Origin of the sequence: Micromonospora sp. NPDC047644, from assembly GCF_040704315.1 — a bacterium.
In the GTDB taxonomy this organism is placed as follows: domain Bacteria; phylum Actinomycetota; class Actinomycetes; order Mycobacteriales; family Micromonosporaceae; genus Micromonospora.
Genome location: NZ_JBEYSY010000010.1, coordinates 293,393 through 312,639 on the forward strand (window position 1 = coordinate 293,393; position 19,247 = coordinate 312,639).

General features: G+C 68.4%; 15 protein-coding genes and 2 tRNA genes. 9 read left to right on the top strand and 8 right to left on the bottom strand.

The genetic code is table 11. The features are described 5' to 3' along the window. Positions 1-16: 16 nt before the first annotated feature. Entirely contained in the window at positions 17-793 is a 777-nt protein-coding gene (locus AB0877_RS18905) for a hypothetical protein (RefSeq protein ID WP_366610215.1), read from the bottom strand. Between the two features lie 327 nt (positions 794-1,120). Here AB0877_RS18905 and AB0877_RS18910 point away from each other — a divergent pair, with 327 nt between their 5' ends. Next, on the top strand, positions 1,121-2,650 hold the full coding sequence (locus AB0877_RS18910) for a peptide deformylase (RefSeq protein ID WP_366610217.1): 1,530 nt from the start codon (positions 1,121-1,123) through the stop codon (positions 2,648-2,650). A gap of 68 nt (positions 2,651-2,718) precedes the next feature. Here AB0877_RS18910 and AB0877_RS18915 read toward each other — a convergent pair whose 3' ends face one another. Next, positions 2,719-3,834, bottom strand: coding sequence for a globin domain-containing protein (locus tag AB0877_RS18915; RefSeq protein WP_366610218.1), 1,116 nt, complete (start codon positions 3,832-3,834; stop codon positions 2,719-2,721). A gap of 144 nt (positions 3,835-3,978) precedes the next feature. Here AB0877_RS18915 and AB0877_RS18920 point away from each other — a divergent pair, with 144 nt between their 5' ends. After that, positions 3,979-4,749 (top strand): CPBP family intramembrane glutamic endopeptidase, encoded by a 771-nt coding sequence (locus tag AB0877_RS18920; protein ID WP_366610220.1) that lies wholly within the window; start codon positions 3,979-3,981, stop codon positions 4,747-4,749. Between the two features lie 4 nt (positions 4,750-4,753). On the opposite strand, the gene AB0877_RS18925 is transcribed toward AB0877_RS18920, so the two are convergent. Further along, positions 4,754-5,476 carry a hypothetical protein gene (locus AB0877_RS18925; RefSeq protein ID WP_366610221.1) on the bottom strand — a complete coding sequence of 241 codons (723 nt, stop codon included), beginning with the start codon at positions 5,474-5,476 and terminating at the stop codon, positions 4,754-4,756. A 950-nt stretch (positions 5,477-6,426) separates the two neighbouring features. Here AB0877_RS18925 and AB0877_RS18930 point away from each other — a divergent pair. Both AB0877_RS18930 and AB0877_RS18935 read left to right on the top strand, forming a co-directional pair. After that, positions 6,427-6,517: transfer RNA gene (locus AB0877_RS18930), tRNA-Ser, on the top strand. A gap of 35 nt (positions 6,518-6,552) precedes the next feature. Further along, positions 6,553-6,625: transfer RNA gene (locus AB0877_RS18935), tRNA-Arg, on the top strand. A gap of 320 nt (positions 6,626-6,945) precedes the next feature. Here AB0877_RS18935 and AB0877_RS18940 read toward each other — a convergent pair. Together AB0877_RS18940 and AB0877_RS18945 are read right to left on the bottom strand one after the other, a co-directional pair. Beyond that, positions 6,946-7,536 carry an RICIN domain-containing protein gene (locus tag AB0877_RS18940; RefSeq protein WP_366610222.1) on the bottom strand — a complete coding sequence of 197 codons (591 nt, stop codon included), beginning with the start codon at positions 7,534-7,536 and terminating at the stop codon, positions 6,946-6,948. Positions 7,537-7,705: 169 nt separating this feature from the next. Beyond that, positions 7,706-8,233: an RICIN domain-containing protein gene (locus tag AB0877_RS18945; RefSeq protein ID WP_366610224.1), complete on the bottom strand. Its 528-nt coding sequence runs from the start codon at positions 8,231-8,233 to the stop codon at positions 7,706-7,708. Between the two features lie 514 nt (positions 8,234-8,747). Here AB0877_RS18945 and AB0877_RS18950 point away from each other — a divergent pair. Beyond that, positions 8,748-9,632 (top strand): class I SAM-dependent methyltransferase, encoded by an 885-nt coding sequence (locus AB0877_RS18950; protein ID WP_366610225.1) that lies wholly within the window; start codon positions 8,748-8,750, stop codon positions 9,630-9,632. A gap of 118 nt (positions 9,633-9,750) precedes the next feature. Beyond that, positions 9,751-10,032: a hypothetical protein gene (locus AB0877_RS18955; RefSeq protein ID WP_366610227.1), complete on the top strand. Its 282-nt coding sequence runs from the start codon at positions 9,751-9,753 to the stop codon at positions 10,030-10,032. Positions 10,033-10,200: 168 nt separating this feature from the next. Here AB0877_RS18955 and AB0877_RS18960 read toward each other — a convergent pair whose 3' ends face one another. After that, positions 10,201-11,781 carry a hypothetical protein gene (locus AB0877_RS18960; protein ID WP_366610228.1) on the bottom strand — a complete coding sequence of 527 codons (1,581 nt, stop codon included), beginning with the start codon at positions 11,779-11,781 and terminating at the stop codon, positions 10,201-10,203. Positions 11,782-12,295: 514 nt separating this feature from the next. Here AB0877_RS18960 and AB0877_RS18965 point away from each other — a divergent pair. Beyond that, positions 12,296-13,411: a ricin-type beta-trefoil lectin domain protein gene (locus AB0877_RS18965; protein WP_366610230.1), complete on the top strand. Its 1,116-nt coding sequence runs from the start codon at positions 12,296-12,298 to the stop codon at positions 13,409-13,411. Between the two features lie 56 nt (positions 13,412-13,467). Here the strand turns inward: AB0877_RS18965 and AB0877_RS18970 are convergent, their stop codons facing one another. Further along, the gene (locus AB0877_RS18970) at positions 13,468-14,628 is read right to left on the bottom strand and encodes a low temperature requirement protein A (RefSeq protein ID WP_366610232.1); all 1,161 of its coding nucleotides are present in this window, start codon (positions 14,626-14,628) and stop codon (positions 13,468-13,470) included. A 246-nt stretch (positions 14,629-14,874) separates the two neighbouring features. Between AB0877_RS18970 and AB0877_RS18975 the strand changes: the two genes are divergently transcribed. Together AB0877_RS18975 and AB0877_RS18980 are read left to right on the top strand one after the other, a co-directional pair. After that, a complete protein-coding gene (locus tag AB0877_RS18975) occupies positions 14,875-16,491 on the top strand; it encodes a protein kinase (RefSeq protein WP_366610234.1) in 1,617 nt (538 codons plus the stop codon). Between the two features lie 550 nt (positions 16,492-17,041). Then, positions 17,042-18,553 (top strand): non-reducing end alpha-L-arabinofuranosidase family hydrolase, encoded by a 1,512-nt coding sequence (locus AB0877_RS18980; protein WP_366610236.1) that lies wholly within the window; start codon positions 17,042-17,044, stop codon positions 18,551-18,553. Positions 18,554-18,647: 94 nt separating this feature from the next. Here the strand turns inward: AB0877_RS18980 and AB0877_RS18985 are convergent, their stop codons facing one another. After that, entirely contained in the window at positions 18,648-19,130 is a 483-nt protein-coding gene (locus AB0877_RS18985) for a class I SAM-dependent methyltransferase (protein WP_366610237.1), read from the bottom strand. Positions 19,131-19,247: the final 117 nt, after the last annotated feature.

Here is a 19,247-nt window from a genome sequence, read left to right on the forward strand (position 1 = left end):
ACCGGCCCGGTCTGGTTCAGCGGACGCAGCAGCCCTGGCAGACCTTCGGGCGGGGCAGGGTGAAGGCGAGGCAGCAGGTGCGGCGCTGCACTGTCGGCTCACCTGTCGGCCCCGGCACCAGCTCGATCAGGTCGGCCAGGTCGAGTGCGCCGAGCAGGGTGTCGATGCTCTGCACGGTGGAGCCGGGCAGGGCGTCCGCAGCCCGCAGGATGCCGTGCGCGATGCCGGAGGCGACCGAGCCGAGCAGCGTCCGGGTGCCCACCCGGACCTCGGACTGGATCGCGGTGATGAGCGGTGCCAGGTGGGCGTCGAGCAGGGACGCGCGCAGCGCGGCCAGCAGCTCCGCCTCGTCGGCGACGACCCGCACCTCCGGCAGGCCGGTCAGTGCCAGCGGGTCGTTCGGCAGCACCGCCACCGTGGTGCCCCGGCGCAGGCCCATGGTGAGCAGCTGCCGATGGTCCTCGAAATGGATCAGCAGGTCGGCCGGGTCGAGCAGTGGCACCCGCCGGGCGGAGGCCCAGCCGAGCACGACCGGCAGGGCCGCCCAGTAGCTGTAGGACTTCCAGGCCAGCGCCGCGCAGGCGTGCGGGGTGCCGCCCCAGCGGACGGCCGCGCCGTTCAGCAGCTCGGGCAGTCGGCTGCCGTCGATCAGGGTGGTGGCGGGCGCCCAGCCGAGCTCGTCCTCGACCAGCAGGCCCCGGGCGAGACCGGGGAGGTCGTCGGTGCCGAACATGGCCCGGAGCGCAGCGGTGACGGGGGCGAGCGGCGTGGTGGCGGCCTCGCGCCGTGGCATCACCGCTGTCACCTGAGTCGTCCCCTGTCTGTGTGACCGAGGAGTACGCCCCGGCGGACGAACCAGTGCCGTCCTGAGCTAAGGCTAGCCTAACCAAGCCCGTGGCCGTAAGGGAAGCCTCACCTTGGTCACATCCCGGACGCCCAGGTCACCCCCGCATTCAGCGGGTGTAGTGCTTCGCCTACTACCCGGAGTCCGTGCTGGGAAACGCCGCCGCACAATCGATGGACATCGGTGAATTGTCAAGCGGTGTGTCGAAAACATGCCACTTGCGTGTGTGTCCAGGCACGGAACGTGAAACTTATAGCCCCGGCCACGAGGAAGCTGATGACTACCTCACCCCTCGAACGGGCTGCCGACTCCTTCGCGGCCGAACTTGCCCGGCAACGGACCGGGCGCGGGCTGTCCAAGAAGCAACTGGCCGTCCTGATGGGGTTCGACCCGTCCTACGTGAGCCACGTCGAGGGGCGTCGGCACCGCCCGACCGAGGACTTCGCCCGCCGCGCGGAGGCCGTCCTGGAGGCCAGCGGCGCGATCTGGCAGCGCTTCCGGGAGTACGACGACCTTCGGCACGCCCGGACAGGTCAACCGCACCGCGAGCCGTACCTGCCCGGCCAGTGGCTGCCACCCGGCACCGGGCTGGTCGTGGAACGGGAGCTGGCCACCCTCAGCCACGCCGACGACGGTTACCGGTGCGTCATCCACCGTGAGCTCTACAACGCCGGCACCGAGCCGGTCACCCGCTACCTGGTCCGGGTCGCCGTCGACCGCTACCCGAACGACCCGGGCCGCTCCAACCGGCACCACCGGGACCATCCCCTCACCTTCGCCGAGTTGCAGATACAGGCCCGACGAGACGACGGTGGCGGCGACCCGGAGCCGATGCACTGGCGAGCCAAGCACGATCGGGACGCGTTCAAGGAGATCTGGCTGCTCTTCGAGAACGGGGAGCGACGCTTCCCCCTCTACCCGGGAGACCGGGCCACCATCGAGTACGCGTACAGCGTCGGGCACGAGAAGTGGGGCCCCTGGTTCCAGCGGGCCGTCCGACTGCCCACCCGCCAGCTCGCCGTACGTCTGGATCTGCCCGCGGCCCTCGACCCGCAGGTCTGGGGCGTGGAGACCTCGCTCAGCGCGGAGGAGGGCCCGCTTCGGACGGCACCACACCGTCGCGACGAGGGCGATCGGGTGATCTACGACTGGCAGACCGACGACCCCCCGCTGAACGCCCGCTACCGGATGCAGTGGCGGTTCCGTGCCCGCCCGGACACCGAACCGGACATCGGCCCCGGCGGCGCCCGGGTCCGACCCAGCGACCGGATGCGCGGCCTCGGCATCGTGCAACGCGGAGACGACCTGCTCCGCCAACGGGCCCGCCCGTTCGACCTGCCCGGGGAGGACAATGTCGCCCGGGACGTGGTCGACCGGCTCGTCATGGCCCTGGCCCGGCTCGACGAGCTGCACCCGTTCAGCAAGGGCGTTGGTGTCGCCGCTCCGCAGTTCGGCATCGGCCGCGCGGCGGCCGTGGTGCGGCCCCCCGACCGGTCGGCGGAGCCGGTCGTGCTGCTCAACCCGCGGGTGGTCGACGCCGACCCGGAGACCGACGAGCAGTACGAGGGCTGTCTCTCCTTCTTCGACCACCGAGGTCTGGTGCCCCGGCCGCTACGCCTGGACGTGGAACACGCCCAGTGGGACGGCAGCCGGATCATCACGTCGTTCGAATTCGGCATGGCCCGGCTGGTCGCACACGAGATCGACCACCTGGAGGGCCGGCTCTACGTCGACCGGATGGCACCCGGCGTGCCCCTGGTGCCGGTGGAGGAGTACCGGGAGACCGGGCACCCCTGGCGCTACTGACCAGGAAGGGACCGGGGCGCGTGCCCCAGGGGGCAGGGGCACGCGCCCCGGTGTGGGGGGAGGAACGTCTAGAGGTCGCCGAAGGTGTCGTAGCGGATGTTCGGCGGCGGCACGTTGTCGGCGGCCAGCACCCGCAGGGTGGACCGGACCATCCGGGCGGCACCGGAGACGAAGCAGTCGTGCGTGGTCCACGGGCCGTACCGGGCCACCACCTCGGGGATCTCGCCCTGCTCGCCGTCGAAGTCCGGATCCTCACTGCACGCCGCGGTGACCGACAACCACGGGTGCGCGGCCACCAACTCCTGCAACCCGTCCAGCCCGTACAGGTCGGCCGCCTGCCGGGCACCGTAGAAGACGTGCACCCACCGGGTCCGGTTGAAGGTGGCCAACTCCTCCACCAGCGCCTTGATCGGCGCCAGCCCGACGCCGCCGGCCACGCAGAGGATGTCCCGCTCCGAGGCGCGGTCCAGGGTCATCGACCCCATCGGCGCCGCCACGCGGAGCAGGTCGCCCGGCCGTACCCGCCGCACCAACGCACCGGACAGCCAGCCGGCCCCCGGAGACCGCACATGGAACTCCAGCACGTTGTCGTCGTTCGGGGCGTTCGCCACCGAGTAGTTACGCCACACCCGTGGGTGGTAGCGGGGCGCCTCGAGGCTCACGTACTGCCCCGCCTGCCACCGCAGTGGGTACTGCAACGCCCGGCAGGTCAGCACGGCGGTGTCCGGGCCGTACCGCTCGTGGGTCAGCACCTCGGCGTGCCAGAACGGCGGGTCGTCGTCGGCCGCCGCGCCGGCCACCATCAGGGCGGCGATCGCCGCGTACGCCTCCCGCCACGCCTGGTCGTACTCCAGGTTCCAGCCGTCCCCCGCGGTGCTGCGCAGCGCGTCCAGCAGCGCGACACCCATCGTGGCGTAGTGCTGCTCGTCGACGTGGTACTTGCGGTGGTCGCGGCCCAACGCCCGGAGGAACTCGTCGAAGCTCTCCGGGTCGTCGACGGTGTGGATCGCCGCGATGATCGCTTCGAGTAGGCGGTCACCCTGGCCGGTCATCTGCACCGGGAAGAGCTGCCGCAGGGCGGGGTCGAGCAGGAACACTCGGGCGTAGAAGTGTTCGGTCAGCCGGACCCGGTCGTCCTCGACCAGGGTCCAACTCTCCTTCAGCAACCGCGCGAGGTTGTCCACGAACGCTCCTTCTCCAGACGGCAACGGATCGGGCGCTCATAGAATCTCCACGGAGAGTGTCTACTGGTCGCACAGAATGTGCGATCGGCTCATGGTGGCCGGTCGGCCATGTCAAGCCCACCGGACGTCGGGCAGAGTGGTGCGGTGACAGTTGAGCTGACCCGCCCGGTGTCCCGCCGACTGCTGGGCACCGAGACGCTGCTGGTCCTCGGCCTTTCCCTCGGCCAGTCCGCGATCTACGCGGTGGTCTCGATCATCGCGAAGTTGACCGCCGACGGTCCGCTCTCCAAGCAGACCGCCTCGCTCAACACCTCGGCGTCGGCCCGCCCCTGGCTGGACCTCACCTACCAGCTGCTCGGCATCGTGTTCGCGCTGCTGCCGGTGCTGCTCGCCGTACACCTGCTCAGTCGTGACCCCGGCGACCCGGCGCGGACCCTCGGCCTGGACGCCCGGCGGCCCGGTCAGGACGTGGCGCGCGGCGCCGGCCTGGCGGCGCTCATCGGCCTACCCGGGTTGGCGCTGTTCTGGGTGGCGGCCCACCTGGGTCTCAACGCCACGCTGGTGCCGGCCGCGCTGCCGGACCTCTGGTGGACGGTTCCGGTGCTGATCCTCGCCGCCGTGCAGAACGCCGTGCTGGAAGAGGTGATCGTGGTCGGCTACCTGGTCACCCGGCTGCGTCAGCTCCAGTGGCGGCTGGCCGCGATCATCGCGGCCAGCGCGCTGCTGCGCGGCTCCTACCACCTCTACCAGGGCTTCGGAGCGTTCGTCGGCAACGCGATCATGGGCGTGGTGTTCAGCCTCTTCTACCTGCGCACCCGGCGGGTGATGCCGCTGATCATCGCGCACACCCTGCTCGACGTGTTCGCCTTCGTCGGCTACGCGCTGCTGCCCCGGGAGTGGTTCGACTGGCTCTGAGCGGTCAGCGCCGCCCCGGTCGGTAGACGGCCACCGCTCGGGCCGCGAGCCGGTCGGCCGCAGCCGCGTCACCCAAGGCCGCCGCGAGCACCGCCGCGCCCGGCAGCAACCGGGCCACCAGCCGCAACGCCACCCAACCACCGGCCTGCGCCGTGAGCGGCGCGGCCAACCGCCAGGCCGCCTCCGCCGCGCGCGGCCAGGCACCCTCGACCGGGTCACCCGCGCTCTCGGCGGCGGCCAGGGCCGCCGCCGCGCTCGCCCGATCCGGGTGCACCTGGGTCAGCACCAGCAGGTCGACGGCCCGCTCCGGATGCCTCGGATCCTCGCCGTACGCCGCGGCCAGGTGCAGCACCAACTCCGAGTGCGTCCACAGCACCGCCGCCAACTCGGCCACCGGCGCGAAGAAGCCGGCCAGCGCTGCGGTCGCCCCACCCGCACCCGCCGAGCGGACGAACCGCCGGACCGCCAGCCGGGCCAGGCCGTCCGCCGAGGCGTCCGGATACCTGTCGCGCAACCCCGCGGCCCATTCGGCCGCGCCAGGCCCGAGCGCCCGTACCGCGGCCAGAGCCAACAGCTCCGGTGCGAAGCCAGGGTGGTCGAGCACGCGCGCGGCGACCGCGCGCAGCTCCGATTCCGGGGTACGCGCCAGAGCCAGCTCAGCCTGCGGCTCGGCGGGTTCCGCCGGGGTCAGCTGCTGCTCGGCGAGTGCCGTCTGCGGCCTGACCACGGGTTCGGGGGTGGGCTTCGTCGGCGGGATGCTCTTGGTCGGTGGGGTGCTCTTTCGTGGGGAGGCCGCGCGCCTGGTGGTCTTTGCGGCTCTGGCCGGGACCGTTGGCGTGCTGGCGCTCGCCTCGCCGGTGGCACTCGCGGCTGTGGCGGTCTGAGCGCCGGTAGCGGGCTGCGCTTCGGTGGTGCTCGCGGTCTTGGCGGGCTGCGCTTCGGTAGCGGGCTGCGCTTCGGTGGTGCTCGCGGCCTCGGTCGGGCTCGTAGCCTTGGTGCTCGCGGTCGTGGCGGTGCTCGCGGCCCTGGTAGGGCTCGCGGTCGTGGTGCTACTCCCCGCCTTGGCGGGTTTTGTGGCGCGTTTGCGGGACGCCGGTGTGGCCGGGGTCACCTCGGTGGCCGGCTCGGCCGCCTGCCGATGGTCAGCCCTGCGAACAGGGGCGGTCCGAGCCTTCGGCGGTGTCGGTGCGAGGCCGGTTGCTGGGCTCGGTTGGTCGCCGGTCGGCTGCTCCGAGTGCGCCGGCTGCTCCGCGCTGGTGTCGGTGGTCAGTTCGGCCGGCGCGCGCCGAGGCTGTCGAGGCAGGGGGCGATCCGGCTCGGGTGGTTGAAAGAGCACCGCCGGGGCGGCCTTGGCCCGTCGAGGACGCTGGCTCGCGGGAGCCGCAGCCGGCGACACCGCCAACTCGGGCCCCACCGTCTCGGTGGGTTCCTCGGCCACGACCGGCGGCGTGAACGTGGCCCGTGGAGAGCGCCGACGCGCTCGTTCAGCAGGCTCTCGACGGGTCGACTCGCTGGGCGGCTGCTCCTGCATATCGATGGAGCGTAGTCCGGATCACGCCGGCGCACAGCGGGGAAACACGGGGGCGGACGGGCCCCGGTGGGCGTACCCCGGAAGTCGTTTTGCTCCCGGTGGGTGGTGACCTGTATCCTCGGGCGCGGTGGTCTGAGGATCACCGGGGAGACTTCGCCTAGTCTGGTCTATGGCGCCGCACTGCTAATGCGGTTGGGGTCTTAAAGCCCCTCCCGGGTTCGAATCCCGGAGTCTCCGCGCGAAAGCCGGGTGTGTATGCTGGCTGAGCACGAGCGCCCGTAGCTCAATGGATAGAGCATCTGACTACGGATCAGAAGGTTAGGGGTTCGAGTCCCTTCGGGCGCACAGCGGTTGAACAGGGAAGATAGCCAGTTGGCTATCTTCCCTGTTGTCGTTTGCGCGTCACGTACGAGGCGAAGACATCGCCGAGTAGTCCGTTCTGCAGTCGGGCGCGCAGTCCGGTGATCTCGATGTGCCGTGAGGTTGGTGCTGCCAGGAGTGGTCGAGCCGTGTCGCAGCACGCCTGACCGATGACGCCCATCCTTCAGAAGGCTTCGCCCCCGTCGTCCGCGACCGGCAGGGTCTGCAGCTGCCCGACGACTTCGGCCGGCTCCGGAGTCACACTCCGGAGCCGGCGGAAGTCCTGCCGGGACAGGCCTTTGAGATCAGCCCAAGAATTGCCAGGTCTGATTCGCAGCGGGCGGGCTGGCGCACGCGAACTGAGCAGCCAACGCGCCGTTAGCGGTACTTGCCCCCGAGATTCCCAAGCACAGTCCGCTTCCGCGGTTCTGGAGTCGGAACCAGGTCTGCGTGCTGTCGGTCCACAGAACCTTCCAGTCCTGGTTGTAACCGGAGCCCGGGGCGGCGATGATCGCCGCCGCTCCGGAGGCAGTGCTGCCCCCGTTGATTCCCATGTTCCGGGTTGGGGCCGCGGAGTAATTCTGCAGACTGATCCAACTGCCATCGTTGACGATGTACCACCGCTGTATGCCGCTGCCAGCGTCGGACTGCTGAACGACGTTCGTCCCGACGGCAGAGCTGCCGTTCTGCGGCTGCAGCATCTTGAGGGATTTCCTGTTTTGCAGCTTGAAAGGGTTGGCAGCGGCGGTGAAGTCCGCACTCGATGGTGCCACGCCGGCCGTTGAACCAGCGCTGTCGGGTCCCGCATGGGCGGCGACCGGCATGATTACGGTTGCGATTGCGGTTGCTGCGGTCATGGTCGCAGCAATCGCAGCTTTACTGACACTTCTACGCATGGCTCTCTCCCCGTGTGTTACTACTCAGCTTGCTGTAAGTGATCCGATCGAGACCGCCAGACCGTGTAACGCCCGGCTGCCTTGGAGGACAAAGAAATCGCTCCGCGCTGGATGACGGTTCGGCAAAACAGAACCAGCCTGTTCAGCCGGACCGGACAAGCGGGCTCAACTAGAAGGTGGTGAAAGACCACGTCTGGTTGATTGCGTTTCCGCAGGCATAAATGGCGGCCCTCGCGCCGGCGGCGGTGCTGGCACCGTCGATTCCCAGACACATTGAGGTGTTCTTGCGGTTCCTGAGATAGAAGAACGTGTCGTCGATTTGCGATACGACCCAGTCTTGGTCGAGGCTCGAGGAGGGGTTGACGATGACCGCGGACGTATTGGAGGCGGTGCTGGCACCCGAGGTTCCCAAGTTCCGGACGACGCCGTAATTCTGAAGGGTGACGTAGCCGGAGTCGTTGACCAGGACCCAGCCCTGCAGAGAACTGCTGCTGGCGTTCTGCTGGCGGACGGCGGCGTTGTTGGCGGTGCTGCTGGCCTGCAGGAATTTGGAGGACTTCTTGTTTCTCACCCCAAAAGGAACTGCGGCCAGCGGCTTCGACGGGGACATGACCGATGAAATCGGTATCGCTGCCCGGTCATCGGCCTCTGCATGGGCGGCTGCCGGGCTAACGGCAACCGCCAGCGCTGCGGTCACCGCCGCCGAAACTGCCGTCCTCACTACTCTGTTACGCACAGTCACTCCTCCCCGTAGTCACTCGGTTGCCCCGAGCGATCGCTGAGGACGAGAGTGTCAGATGTCTTGCGTGGCGCGCAATAGGCATTCATGGATGCGTTGTTCTGATCATCAGAACGCTTGCTGAGTCGTCAAGATGGAAGGTCCGGCGGCGCAGCGGCTGCCGTTCGCCTGCCTCGCAGGCTTCACCGCAGGTGCGCGTCGGTCAGCATTTTCCCTGCTGATCGTCGCCGAGCACGCCTCCGATGCGCCGGTCTTGACGTGGTCGCCGCCGCACCGGCGCCCAGTTCACTTCGGCGCAAACTCTTCGCCGCGGGGCTTGATTGCAACCGCGAGGCTCGGCAAGATACGTCACTAGGTCGACACCCGGCGTACACAGAGCGTGCATCCAACCTGGAGTGTCGGGAGTGGAACGCCGCCTCCGCTGGCATTGCGGCGCACCCGAATGGTTGGGCCAGCGTGATAACGTGCCTCGATGAGTTCCACATCCAAGGACGCTGCGGCTGGGCATGTCGACCGAGTTGCCGACTACTACGACGACAACACCCGTCGCTTTCTGTTGGTTTCCGAAAGCCCAGGCAGCGACGCAATCCACCGCGGGGTGTGGATGCCCGGTGTCGCGACCGTGGCGGAGGCGGCGGACACTGTCAACCGCCTGATAATCGAGCGATTGCGTGGGCACGTGCCTGCCGAAAGCGCAAGATTGCTGGACCTTGGCTGCGGCGTCGGGGCGACTATGGTTCGTCTGGCCCGCGAGATGGACGGAACCATATCAGGTGTGACCATCAGTCGGGTGCAGGCCGAGATTGCTGCAAAACGGTTCGCTCGTGAAGGATTGACCGAACGCTGTCAAGCGATCTGTGCCGACTTTGCTGAGCTGCCCGCAGAGCCGCACTACGACGCCATGGTCGCCGTTGAGGCAGTCGTACACTCGCCATCTCTGGAGAAACTGATCCCGTCTCTGGTGGAGAGGCTACGTCCTGGAGGTCGACTTATCCTGTGCGACGACTGGATTACCGACAAAGATCGCGGTCTTGCCGCCCGTGATCGTTGTCTGGATCAGTTTCGCGCCGGCTGGCGGATCGGCAGTTTGCACACCATAGCTGAGCTGGCTGCCATGTCGGAGAGGGTTGGTCTCCGCATCGTGGAGGACTTGGATCTCACGTCGTATCTGCGCCTCGGTCGTCCTCGCGATCGCGTGATCAATCTAGTTGTGGGCGCCACGTCCGTGGTTCCACGGCTTCGCAACCGTCTTGTGGAGATGCCGTTCTGGGCCAACATGCTTGGCGGATCGGCGTTACAACATGGGTTGTCGCGACGCTGGCTGGAGTACCACCTGATCGTTCTTGAGAAGGCATAGACCCTCTCTTGCATCTCATGCGTGGAACTAGTTCCTTGAGCAGCGTGTCGTCACGCCCGGCGCGAGATGAGTACGCGTGCGGATGGCAGGCGCGACCGCGGCGACCAGAATTCCCTCCATGCGAACGCGAATCATGATCGCTCTGGCCGCAGTCGGCCTGGGTGGGCTCTTGGCCACCACCGGTTGCTCGTTCCAGGAGGACATCTGCGCTGGTGGTGAGTATCCGGCGATCGCGGTGGGCGGGCAGGGCGGCAGCGCCTGCTTCCCGGATGGGCAGGAGCCGACCCCGCCGTACGTCCGCTACCCGGAGGGCAAGATCCCGCAGCACGTCGACGACGAGTGGGACGTGTACTGGCGTACCCACGGCATCGACGAGAACAACAACATCATCGACACCTGAGCCGCCCACCCGGAGGATCGTCGTCCGGCAGGAGAGCGGCGGTTCTGGTCCCTGTGGTCGTTCCGCGGACAGCAGCCGGTCCCGCCGCAGGCCCGATCTTCTTGATCGAACCTGGGCGGGACCGGATTGCCTGTCTCGTGCTACCTCACTACCCGCCTGATCGGATGATCAGCCGAAGCAGTTGGGCACCGGCGGTGAGCTGGGGGTGCAGTTCGTGGGCCGGTTGCCGCTGATGGCGGTCTTCTGGTCCACGGTGACCTGGCCGCCGTCGTTGAAGATGCCGCCGGGTGCCAGGGTGGAGATGTTGTCGGTGACCTTGCTTTCGGTGAGGGTGAGTGTGGCGTTGTTGTAGATGCCGCCGCCCTGGGAGCTGGAGCCGATGGCCCGGTTCCGGTCGACGTGCGTGCGCCGCAGGACGACGGTGCCGCTGCCGTTGTAGATGCCACCGCCGCGTTCGATGGTGCTGTTCGTGCTGGCGACGTTCTCGCTGATGGAGCTCTCCTCGGCCACGAACTGGTTGATCTGGTTGAAGACGCCGCCGCCCCGTTGGCCGGCTTCGTTGTGGTGGACCTTGCCGTGCCTGAGGTGGAAGACGCCGTCGGAGAAGATGCCGCCGCCTTCGCTGCCGGCACGGTTGTCATTGACCTCGACGTTCTTGACTTCGGTGGTGGAGTTGATGCCGCCGCGGATGGCACCGCCCCGGAAGCCGGCGGTGTTGTTGTCCAGATGGACGTTCTCGAGCACTGCGGTGCTGCTGTTCGACAGCCCGCCACCGGCGCCACCGATGGGCAGGATGTTGACGACCCCGATCGTGTTGTTGTAGCTCAACCGGGTGTTCTGCACCGTGAGGTTGCCGTTGTTGAAGATGCCTCCGCCGTCGAACACCGCGCTGTTGTTGCTGATGGCGCTGCCGTCGTCCCTCTTGCCGTCCCGGTCCTTGCCGCCGTCCCGGTCCTTGTCGTGGCTGTTCCCGCCGAGGATTCTCGTGACGCCGAAGTTGGCGATACCACCACCCGGGCCGTTCGTGTGGTTGTAGACCACGTTGGTGTTCTCGATGGTGGCACTGCCGCCGACGTCGATCCGGATGCCGCCGCCGCCTTGGCCGAGCCCGCCGTCGGCCAGGCCGCCCTTGATGGTGGCGTCGCGTAGCGTCAGGTCGCCGCCGGTTCCGACCTCCAGGATCCGGAACGGTGTGGCGTTGGCCGCGCGGACGATCGTGGATCCGTTGCCGTCGATCACGACCTGCTGGGTGATGATCGGCAGGCCGACCGCGCCGAAGGGCACCGGTGGCTGGGGCGCGGACCTGTTGAGCGTGTAGGTGCACTTCTCGGCGAGCCGGAGCCTCGCCCCGGAGTTGGCGTTCGCGTGGACGATCGCCGCGATCAGCTCGTCGGAGTTGCAGGGTACGGACCGGAAGTCGTCGCCCCGGCCGTCCCGATGGTCGTCGTCCTTCTTGTGGTCCTTGCCGTCACGACCACCCTGGTCCTTGCCGTCGCGACCGCCCCGGTCCTGGCCGCCGTCGCCGCTGCCTCGGCTGCCGTCGGCGAGGACCTGGCTTCCGGCATTCGAGGGAGCGCCTGCGTTCTTTCCGGCCGCTCCGCTCACCCCCGCTGGGGTGAAGGCGGCCAGACCGACCACGCCGGTCAACCCGGCCACTCCGGCGACGAGCCAGCGCGCCCGCCGCCTCCTTGACAACGGGGCTTGAGCTGCCGCTACGTCGCTCATCTTCGGGTGTGGATAGTTGGACATCGAGCTACTTACCCCCTCTCCGGACACCAGGTTCCGCACGCCGCATCAGGTGCAGAGGGCGACAAATCGGTTGTCGCCGCCAAGGCGAAGGTAGTCGAATGATCTTCATGTCAAAGGTACTTATGCGAAAAAAGCCTACATTCGGCGTACGCGTCACCCGCGCCCCACGAGCACCTCCCGGCCCATCGCCCGGTCCACTCGTCTTCCGTGAGGTCGGTGCGTCCCGGACACCCCGACTTGATGGATGCGGAGTCGATCGGTCGACCAGGGGCAGCAGGCGGCCCGCGACAGCGTGGGGCGGCCGGCGACACAGGACACGCGCCGCCGCCACGTCGGCCAGGGCGCCCGGGTTGCCGGCGCTTGACGTGGGCCGGATCAGCGACAAGAATTTACAGGAATCGCTGTTAGCGTTAACAATCCGTCCCAGTGCTGCGGCGGCATCGTCATGTCGGTGCGGCGACGGTCGCGACGGCCTGACCCCTCGGTCAGCACTACCACTGCAGGGGAGAAATCTATGCGAACCAGGGCAAGATGGCTCGCGGCGACCGCCGCGCTCGGTGTCGTCCTCGCCGGGGTGCTGACCTCGACCGGCCCGGCCAGCGCCGAATCCAACGGCGGGGTGCGGGTGATGCCTCTCGGTGACTCCATCACCGAGGGCACGCAGGTGCCGGGCGGCTACCGCATCGGGCTCTGGCAGCGACTGGTCAGCGGGCGGTACACCGTGGACTTCGTCGGGTCGCAGTTCAACGGGCCTACCAGTCTGGGTGACCACGACCACCAGGGGCATCCCGGCTGGCGCATCGACCAGATCGACGCGAACATCGTCGGCTGGCTGAACACGCAACGGCCGCAGACAGTTCTGCTGCACATCGGCACCAACGACATCCTGCAGAACTACAACGTGAGCACCGCGCCGAACCGGCTCTCCACCCTGATCGACCGAATCACCACCACAGCTCCCAACGCTGAAGTGTTCGTCGCGCAGATCATCCCGCTCTCCAACAGCAACCAGAACGCGGCCGCCCGCACGTTCAACGCGGCGATCCCCGGCATCGTGCAGAGCAAGGTGAACGCCGGCAAGCGGGTACGCCTGGTCGACATGCACAGCGCACTCACCACCGCCGACCTGATCGACGGCGTCCACCCCACGGCCGGCGGTTACGACAAGATGGCCGCCCGCTGGTACAGCGCCCTGCAGTCGGTGCCTGGCAGCATCGGCGAGCCGGGCAGCGGCGGCGGGCAGCAGACCACCGCGATCGTTGGTGCCCTCTCCGGGCGCTGCGTCGACGTCCCCGGCTCTTCCACCACCAACGGCACCCAGGTGCAGTTGTGGGACTGTCACGGCCGCACCAACCAGCAGTGGACCCACACGAGCAGCAGGACGCTGACCGTGTACGGCAACAAGTGCCTCGACGCCGCCGGCTACGGCACCTCGCCGGGCACCCTGGTCACCATCTACGACTGCCACGGCGGAACGAACCAGCAGTGGAACGTCAACGCCAACGGCACCATCACCGGGGTGCAGTCCGGCCTCTGCCTCGACCCGTACAACGTGGGTACGGGCAACGGCACCAAGCTCGTCCTCTGGACCTGCACCGGCCAGACCAACCAGCAGTGGAGTCGCCGATAGCTCGTACGGTCGCGGCGGGTGGTCGGATCGCGGTGATCCGACCACCGTCGCCCGCGCTACGCCCTCACCGTCGCCCGCCGCAGGCGCCAGGTGTCGGTGAGTGTGATGCCGACCAGGACGCCGACGGTGACGAGTACGACGAGGACCGGGGCCAGCGTGGTCAACACGGGCGTGGCGCCGATCAGCAGTGCCAGCCAGGCCAGTCGTGACGGTGGAAGTTGGCCGAGCAGCACGTATTCGGAGCCCATCCGTCCGAGCACGAACAGCACCGGTCCGCCGACGATGAGGATGAGCCAGGTCGCAGGGGTGGTGCCGAGCGGTTCGTGGAGAACGAGGTCCACCCCGGCCGAGGTCGCGATGATTCCGGTTATCACAACGGCGTACACGTAGGGCGCGAGACGTACCGCCTGCCGTGGACTCTGGTGTGCGGACCGGTCGACGAGTGTGTTGCTCTGCAACGCGTAGACCTGCCAGAACAGCAGCGCGGTGACGATCGCGGCGAGGAATGCGACGGTCCGAGCGGGCGTGTACGCCGCTGTGGCGAATTGCAGCGTCGCCATCAGCGCCAGCTCCCCGAGAGCGAGAATGGCGATCTGCTGGTACCGCTCCCCGAAGTGGACGCTCAACTGGGCGTACTGGTCAAGTGGTACCCGGCCTCGTCCGGGCGTCGGATAGCGCAGCGCGGATGCCACGTAGTCGACAACGAGAGCGACGGCCCACAGGGCGGTGCGCCAGGCCGGATCGCTGAGCCCGCCGACGAGCCAGAGAACTCCGGAGACCACGAACCAGAACACGAACCGCTGGGCGCGGGCGTGCGCCCTGTGCCGGCGCAGCGCGACGACCAGCATGATCCCGCGTGCCAGGTGGAGGCCGACGTACGCGCTGGCGAAGAGCAGACCGCGCCCGCCGTAGGCAGCCGGTACGGCGACCGCCATGAGGACCACGCCGAATATCGTGCTGACGACCACGCCCCGGATCACCGGTAGTCGGGGGTCGTAGAACTCGGTGTCGATGGCGGTGCCCGCCCAGGTCCACCACGCGGCCAGCAGCAGGATGAGGCTCTGTCCCAGTCCGCCCCAGGTGGGTTTCGTGGCCAACTGCATCGAGAGTTGCGCGAACATGGCGACGTAGAAGACGTCGAAGAACAGCTCCAGTAGCGTCGCGCGAGCCGACGAGTCGGGGTTGCGTCGTGGCCCGGTTCGGTCCGTGCTCGTCATCGATCAGCCGTCCCCGCTGGCTTGCGACACACGGCGACCAACGAGCGAGCTGGCTCGGAGTTACCGGCGCCGGTGACCGCCCGCCCGCCGCGACGAGTCGGCAGCCCCGGACGTGGCCGACTGATGGACGGCATCGACCGGATTCGGTGGGCGGACGATAGGCTGCGGCCGGCGTCGGAGTGACCTAGGGGGACGGGTGATGGGCGGATCGGTTCGCGCGGTGGTCGCGGTCTGCGGGCATCCGGCGTGAGCGGCGGGCTCCGTCCCGGTGACCCGGCCCACCTCGGTGGGTACGAGGTGATCGACCGGCTCGGCGACGGGGGCATGGGCAGTGTCTTCCTGGCCCGCTCGCCGCAGGGGCGGCGGGTGGCGGTCAAGGTCGTCCGTGCGGACCTCTCGCACGACGAGGAGTTCCGGGGTCGGTTCCGTAGTGAGGTGACTCGCGCCCGCCAGGTCCCGCCGTTCTGCACGGCCGAGGTTCTGGACGCCGACCCGGACCATGACCCGCCCTACCTGGTGGTGGAGTACGTCGAGGGCCCCAGTCTGGCCCAGGTGGTCCGGGAGCAGGGCCCGCTGGGAGGGGCGCAGCTGCACGGCATCGCGGTCGGGGTGGCCACCGCGCTCACCGCCATCCACGGCGCCGGGGTGATCCACCGTGACCTCAAGCCGGCGAACGTCCTGGTCGCACCCGGCGGGATCAAGGTCATCGACTTCGGCATCGCCCGAGCCTTCGAGGCGACGAGCCAGCACACCCGGACCAACCAGATGGTCGGCACCGTCTCGTACATGGCTCCGGAGCGGTTCGACACCGCTTCCGGCCGTCCGGCGGGCCCGGCCGCTGACATCTTCGCCTGGGGGGCCCTGGTCGCCTACGCCGCGACCGGCCGCACCCCGTTCGGGGGCGACTCCCCTACCGCCACCGCGATGCGGATCCTCACCCAACCACCGGACCTGACCGGGCTCGGTGGGCCGTTGCGGGATCTGGTCGCCCGCGCGTTGGAGAAGGACCCGGCTGCCCGGCCCACGTCCCGGGAGTTGCTCGACGGGTTGTTGACCGCGGCGTCGCCGGTGGGTGTCGGCGGGCCGGCCCACCTTCCGGGCGCGACGCCGCCACGTGTGTCGTCCGCTGCCAGCGGTGCTGACCAGGGCGTGCCGTCGCCGGCATCAGGTCCGGCCAAGGCTGGTCGCGCGGGTTCACCCCGGCGTGGCTGGCTCACCGCGTTGGGGGCGACCGCCGCCGTGGTCGCCGTGCTGGTGCCCGCTTTCCTGTTCGGTCCGCATCTGTTGAGTGGACAGTCCAAAGAGGACGGTGCCGGCTCGACGCCGAGCGGTGGCCCGGCGACGAGCGGACCGGCCGCTACGGCGTCCACGCCCGCGTCGGGCAAGCCGTCCGCCTCACCGTCGGCGAGCGTTGACCCCTCGCAGGCCATGCTGGCCGGTCAGCGGCGAGTCCTGCTGCACGTGGTGGAGATCGACCGTGACCTGTCGCTGCCGTCTCACGGCGAGGTCGAGGTCGGCAACGGAACCGGCAAAGACGCGCTCTTCGTCCTCGAACCAGTCGGTGTCGACTACATGATCAAATCGGTCAACCCGGAGATCGCCCACCGGCCGTGCCTCGGGGTCAAGGTCGATTCGGAGGGGTACGCGGCCCTGGTCGGCGCCGACTGTCGGCCGAGCAAGGCGACGTTGTTCACGTTGTACCGCGATGGCGAGGACGACAAGGGGCGCCCCGCCTACGCCGTCACGAACGACGAGCACGGCCCGGTGCAGTGGAGCCCGACCAAGAAGGAGATCTTCGTCGAGTTTCTCGGTGACGCCCCGCTGAACACCACCTTCAGCCTGGTTGATCGAGGCGCGGTCTGACCAGGAGGTGCCCCCGCGGCGCAGCCCGCCCGGTCAGCCATGACTCGCATGGCGATCGGTCCTGACCGTCGCCGCGCCGTCGCTCCCGCCGGTCGTCAGCCTGAACTCACCGGCACCCACCAGCGAGTCACCGGCAATGGGCAGTCGTCGATGTTAACGCGCTCGCGGGGCCCCCTCAAGGGCCTGGCGGTGGTCCCGGGTGGGGATCTGGGGCGATGCCTGCGGGAATGCGGTTCCAAGTCGCTCCACCTCAAGATCCGCAGGTCGACAGCGGTAGATGTTCCCAGCACGTTACGTCTTGACGAACGGCATGTTATCGCTCACAGTCGATGCCTAAGGACGACGACACCTCGGCTTTCCGGGCAAGCCCTGCTTCGTCGACCTCGAATCAGGCGTGCGCTATTGCTCACCGGTGTCTTGTTAACGCTAACTCTCTGACGCCGGCGTGCTCGGCCACGCGTCGCGGTACGCCCACCCTCGGGCAGTCCGTTCGGCTCTTGGTCACTGGAGGAGGATCATGTCTGCCCTTGATAGGTCTCCATCGATCGCCATGCCTTCGCGGCGGCGACGTCGGTGGTTGCCCCGCATCCTCGCCGCCAGCGCGGCGGCGTTGATGGTCGGTGGTGCCGCCGTAACGGTGGTGTCGTCGCCCGCCGCCGCGGCGACGGTCGACACGAACGCGTGGTACGTGCTGGTCAACCGCAACAGCGGCAAGGCCCTGGACGTCTACAACCTGGCCACGAACGACGGGGCCCGGATCACCCAGTGGACCCGCAACAACGGCAACCAGCAGCAGTGGCAGTTCGTCGACTCCGGTGGTGGCTACTACCGGGTCAAGTCGCGGCTGTCCAACAAGGTGCTCGACGTCTCGGGCTTCTCGACCGCCAACGGCGGCAGCATCGTGCAGTGGACCGACAACAACAGCACCAACCAGCAGTTCCGGCTGGCCGACTCGGACAGCGGCTACGTCCGGTTGATCAACCGCAACAGCAACAAGGTGATGGAGGTGCAGGGCGCCTCGACCGCCGACGGTGGAAACATCGTGCAGTACGACGACTGGAACGGCACCAACCAGCAGTGGCAGTTCGTCCGCGTCGGCGGTGGGACCGACCCCACCACGCCGCCGCCGACCACCCCGCCGCCGGGCGGCACCTGCGACCTTCCGTCGACCTACCGCTGGTCGTCGACGGGTGCGCTGGCGCAGCCGAGGTCGGGTTGGGTGTCGCTGAAGGACTTCACCGTGGCCCCCTACAACGGCCAGCAGCTGGTCTACGCCACCACGCACGACTTCGGGTCGAGCTGGGGTTCGATGAACTTCAGCCTCTTCAGTAACTACAACCAGATGGGTTCGGCCACCCAGAACGCGATGAACTCCGGCACTGTCGCGCCGTCGTTGTTCTACTTCGCGCCGCGCAACATCTGGGTTCTCGCCTACCAGTGGGGTGGCCCGGCGTTCTCCTACCGGACCTCGACCAACCCGACCAACCCGAACGGCTGGTCGGCGCCGCAGACGCTGTTCAGCGGCAGCATCTCCAACTCCGGCACCGGCCCGATCGACCAGGCGGTCATCGGTGACGACCAGAACATGTACCTGTTCTTCGCCGGCGACAACGGCCGGATCTACCGGGCCAGCATGCCGATCGGGAACTTCCCGGGCAGCTTCGGCTCGAACTACCAGACGATCATGACCGACACCACGAACAACCTGTTCGAGGCCGTGCAGGTCTACAAGCTCCAGGGCCTGAACAAGTACCTCATGATCGTCGAGGCGATCGGCTCGACGGGCCGCTACTTCCGCTCGTTCACGGCCACCAGCCTGGGTGGTACGTGGACGCCGCAGGCCGCGTCCCAGAGCAACCCGTTCGCCGGCAAGGTCAACAGCGGTGCCACCTGGACCAACGACATCAGCCACGGTGAGCTGCTGCGCACCAACGCCGACCAGACGATGACCGTTGACGCCTGCAACCTGCAACTGCTCTACCAGGGTCGTTCCCCCAGCTCCGACGGCGTCGACTACGGCCTCCTGCCGTACCGGCCGGGTCTGCTGACCCTGCAGCGCTGACCCTGTTCGATCAAGCTCGACCGACCCGGAACGGGCGGGCTCGGCGTCACGCCGAGCCCGCCCGGCTCATGTCAACGCTGCGATCAGCTCGGGCTCATCGGATCGGTGTGCCGGTGACACAGGTGAGCACCTGACCCCCACCACGGGTCGCGCTCGATGTGGTTGTGGCGAAACCATGGGTTCGGAGCAGTGCCTCGGTCGCGGTGAGGTTCGCGGTGGCGTGCGCTTCGGTGGGTCGCTCGCCGAAGACGTAGAGCCGTCCTCCCGGCGCCAGCAGGCTGCGCATCCGGGCGATCTGCTGCGCTGCTTCGCCCAACCAGAAGAGGCTGACGTTCACCGCGAAGATCTTGGTGAAGTGGCCGGTCGGTAGGTCGGCCACCTCGAACCCTGCTCGACGGATCTCGGCTCTGCCAGCCTCGATGTGGCCCAGGTTCCGTTCGGTCGCGAGCCGCACCATCGTCTCGGCGCGGTCGATGGCGACGATCCGGCCGGTGGTGAGTCGACCGGCGACCAGGGAGACGGCTGCTCCCCGACCGCAGCCGATCTCCAGCACCTGGTCGTCGGGCGTGACAGCCATCGTCTGCACCGCCCAGCGCTGCCGATGGGCCGGCGTCACCCGGCTCGGTTCGTCCGCCGCGGGCGTCGTGTCACCGCTGGACGAACCCGGATCGCGGGTCGAAGGAGGGGACCTCAC

Bases quoted from the DNA above. Each gene is read 5' to 3' on its own strand.
- AB0877_RS18905 (WP_366610215.1), bottom strand. From the start codon at position 793: ATGCCACGGCGCGAGGCCGCCACCACGCCGCTCGCCCCCGTCACCGCT.
- AB0877_RS18910 (WP_366610217.1), top strand. From the start codon at position 1,121: ATGACTACCTCACCCCTCGAACGGGCTGCCGACTCCTTCGCGGCCGAA.
- AB0877_RS18940 (WP_366610222.1), bottom strand. From the start codon at position 7,536: ATGCGTAGAAGTGTCAGTAAAGCTGCGATTGCTGCGACCATGACCGCA.
- AB0877_RS18950 (WP_366610225.1), top strand. From the start codon at position 8,748: ATGAGTTCCACATCCAAGGACGCTGCGGCTGGGCATGTCGACCGAGTT.
- AB0877_RS18955 (WP_366610227.1), top strand. From the start codon at position 9,751: ATGCGAACGCGAATCATGATCGCTCTGGCCGCAGTCGGCCTGGGTGGG.
- AB0877_RS18960 (WP_366610228.1), bottom strand. From the start codon at position 11,781: ATGTCCAACTATCCACACCCGAAGATGAGCGACGTAGCGGCAGCTCAA.
- AB0877_RS18965 (WP_366610230.1), top strand. From the start codon at position 12,296: ATGCGAACCAGGGCAAGATGGCTCGCGGCGACCGCCGCGCTCGGTGTC.
- AB0877_RS18970 (WP_366610232.1), bottom strand. From the start codon at position 14,628: ATGACGAGCACGGACCGAACCGGGCCACGACGCAACCCCGACTCGTCG.
- AB0877_RS18980 (WP_366610236.1), top strand. From the start codon at position 17,042: ATGCCTTCGCGGCGGCGACGTCGGTGGTTGCCCCGCATCCTCGCCGCC.
- AB0877_RS18985 (WP_366610237.1), bottom strand. From the start codon at position 19,130: ATGGCTGTCACGCCCGACGACCAGGTGCTGGAGATCGGCTGCGGTCGG.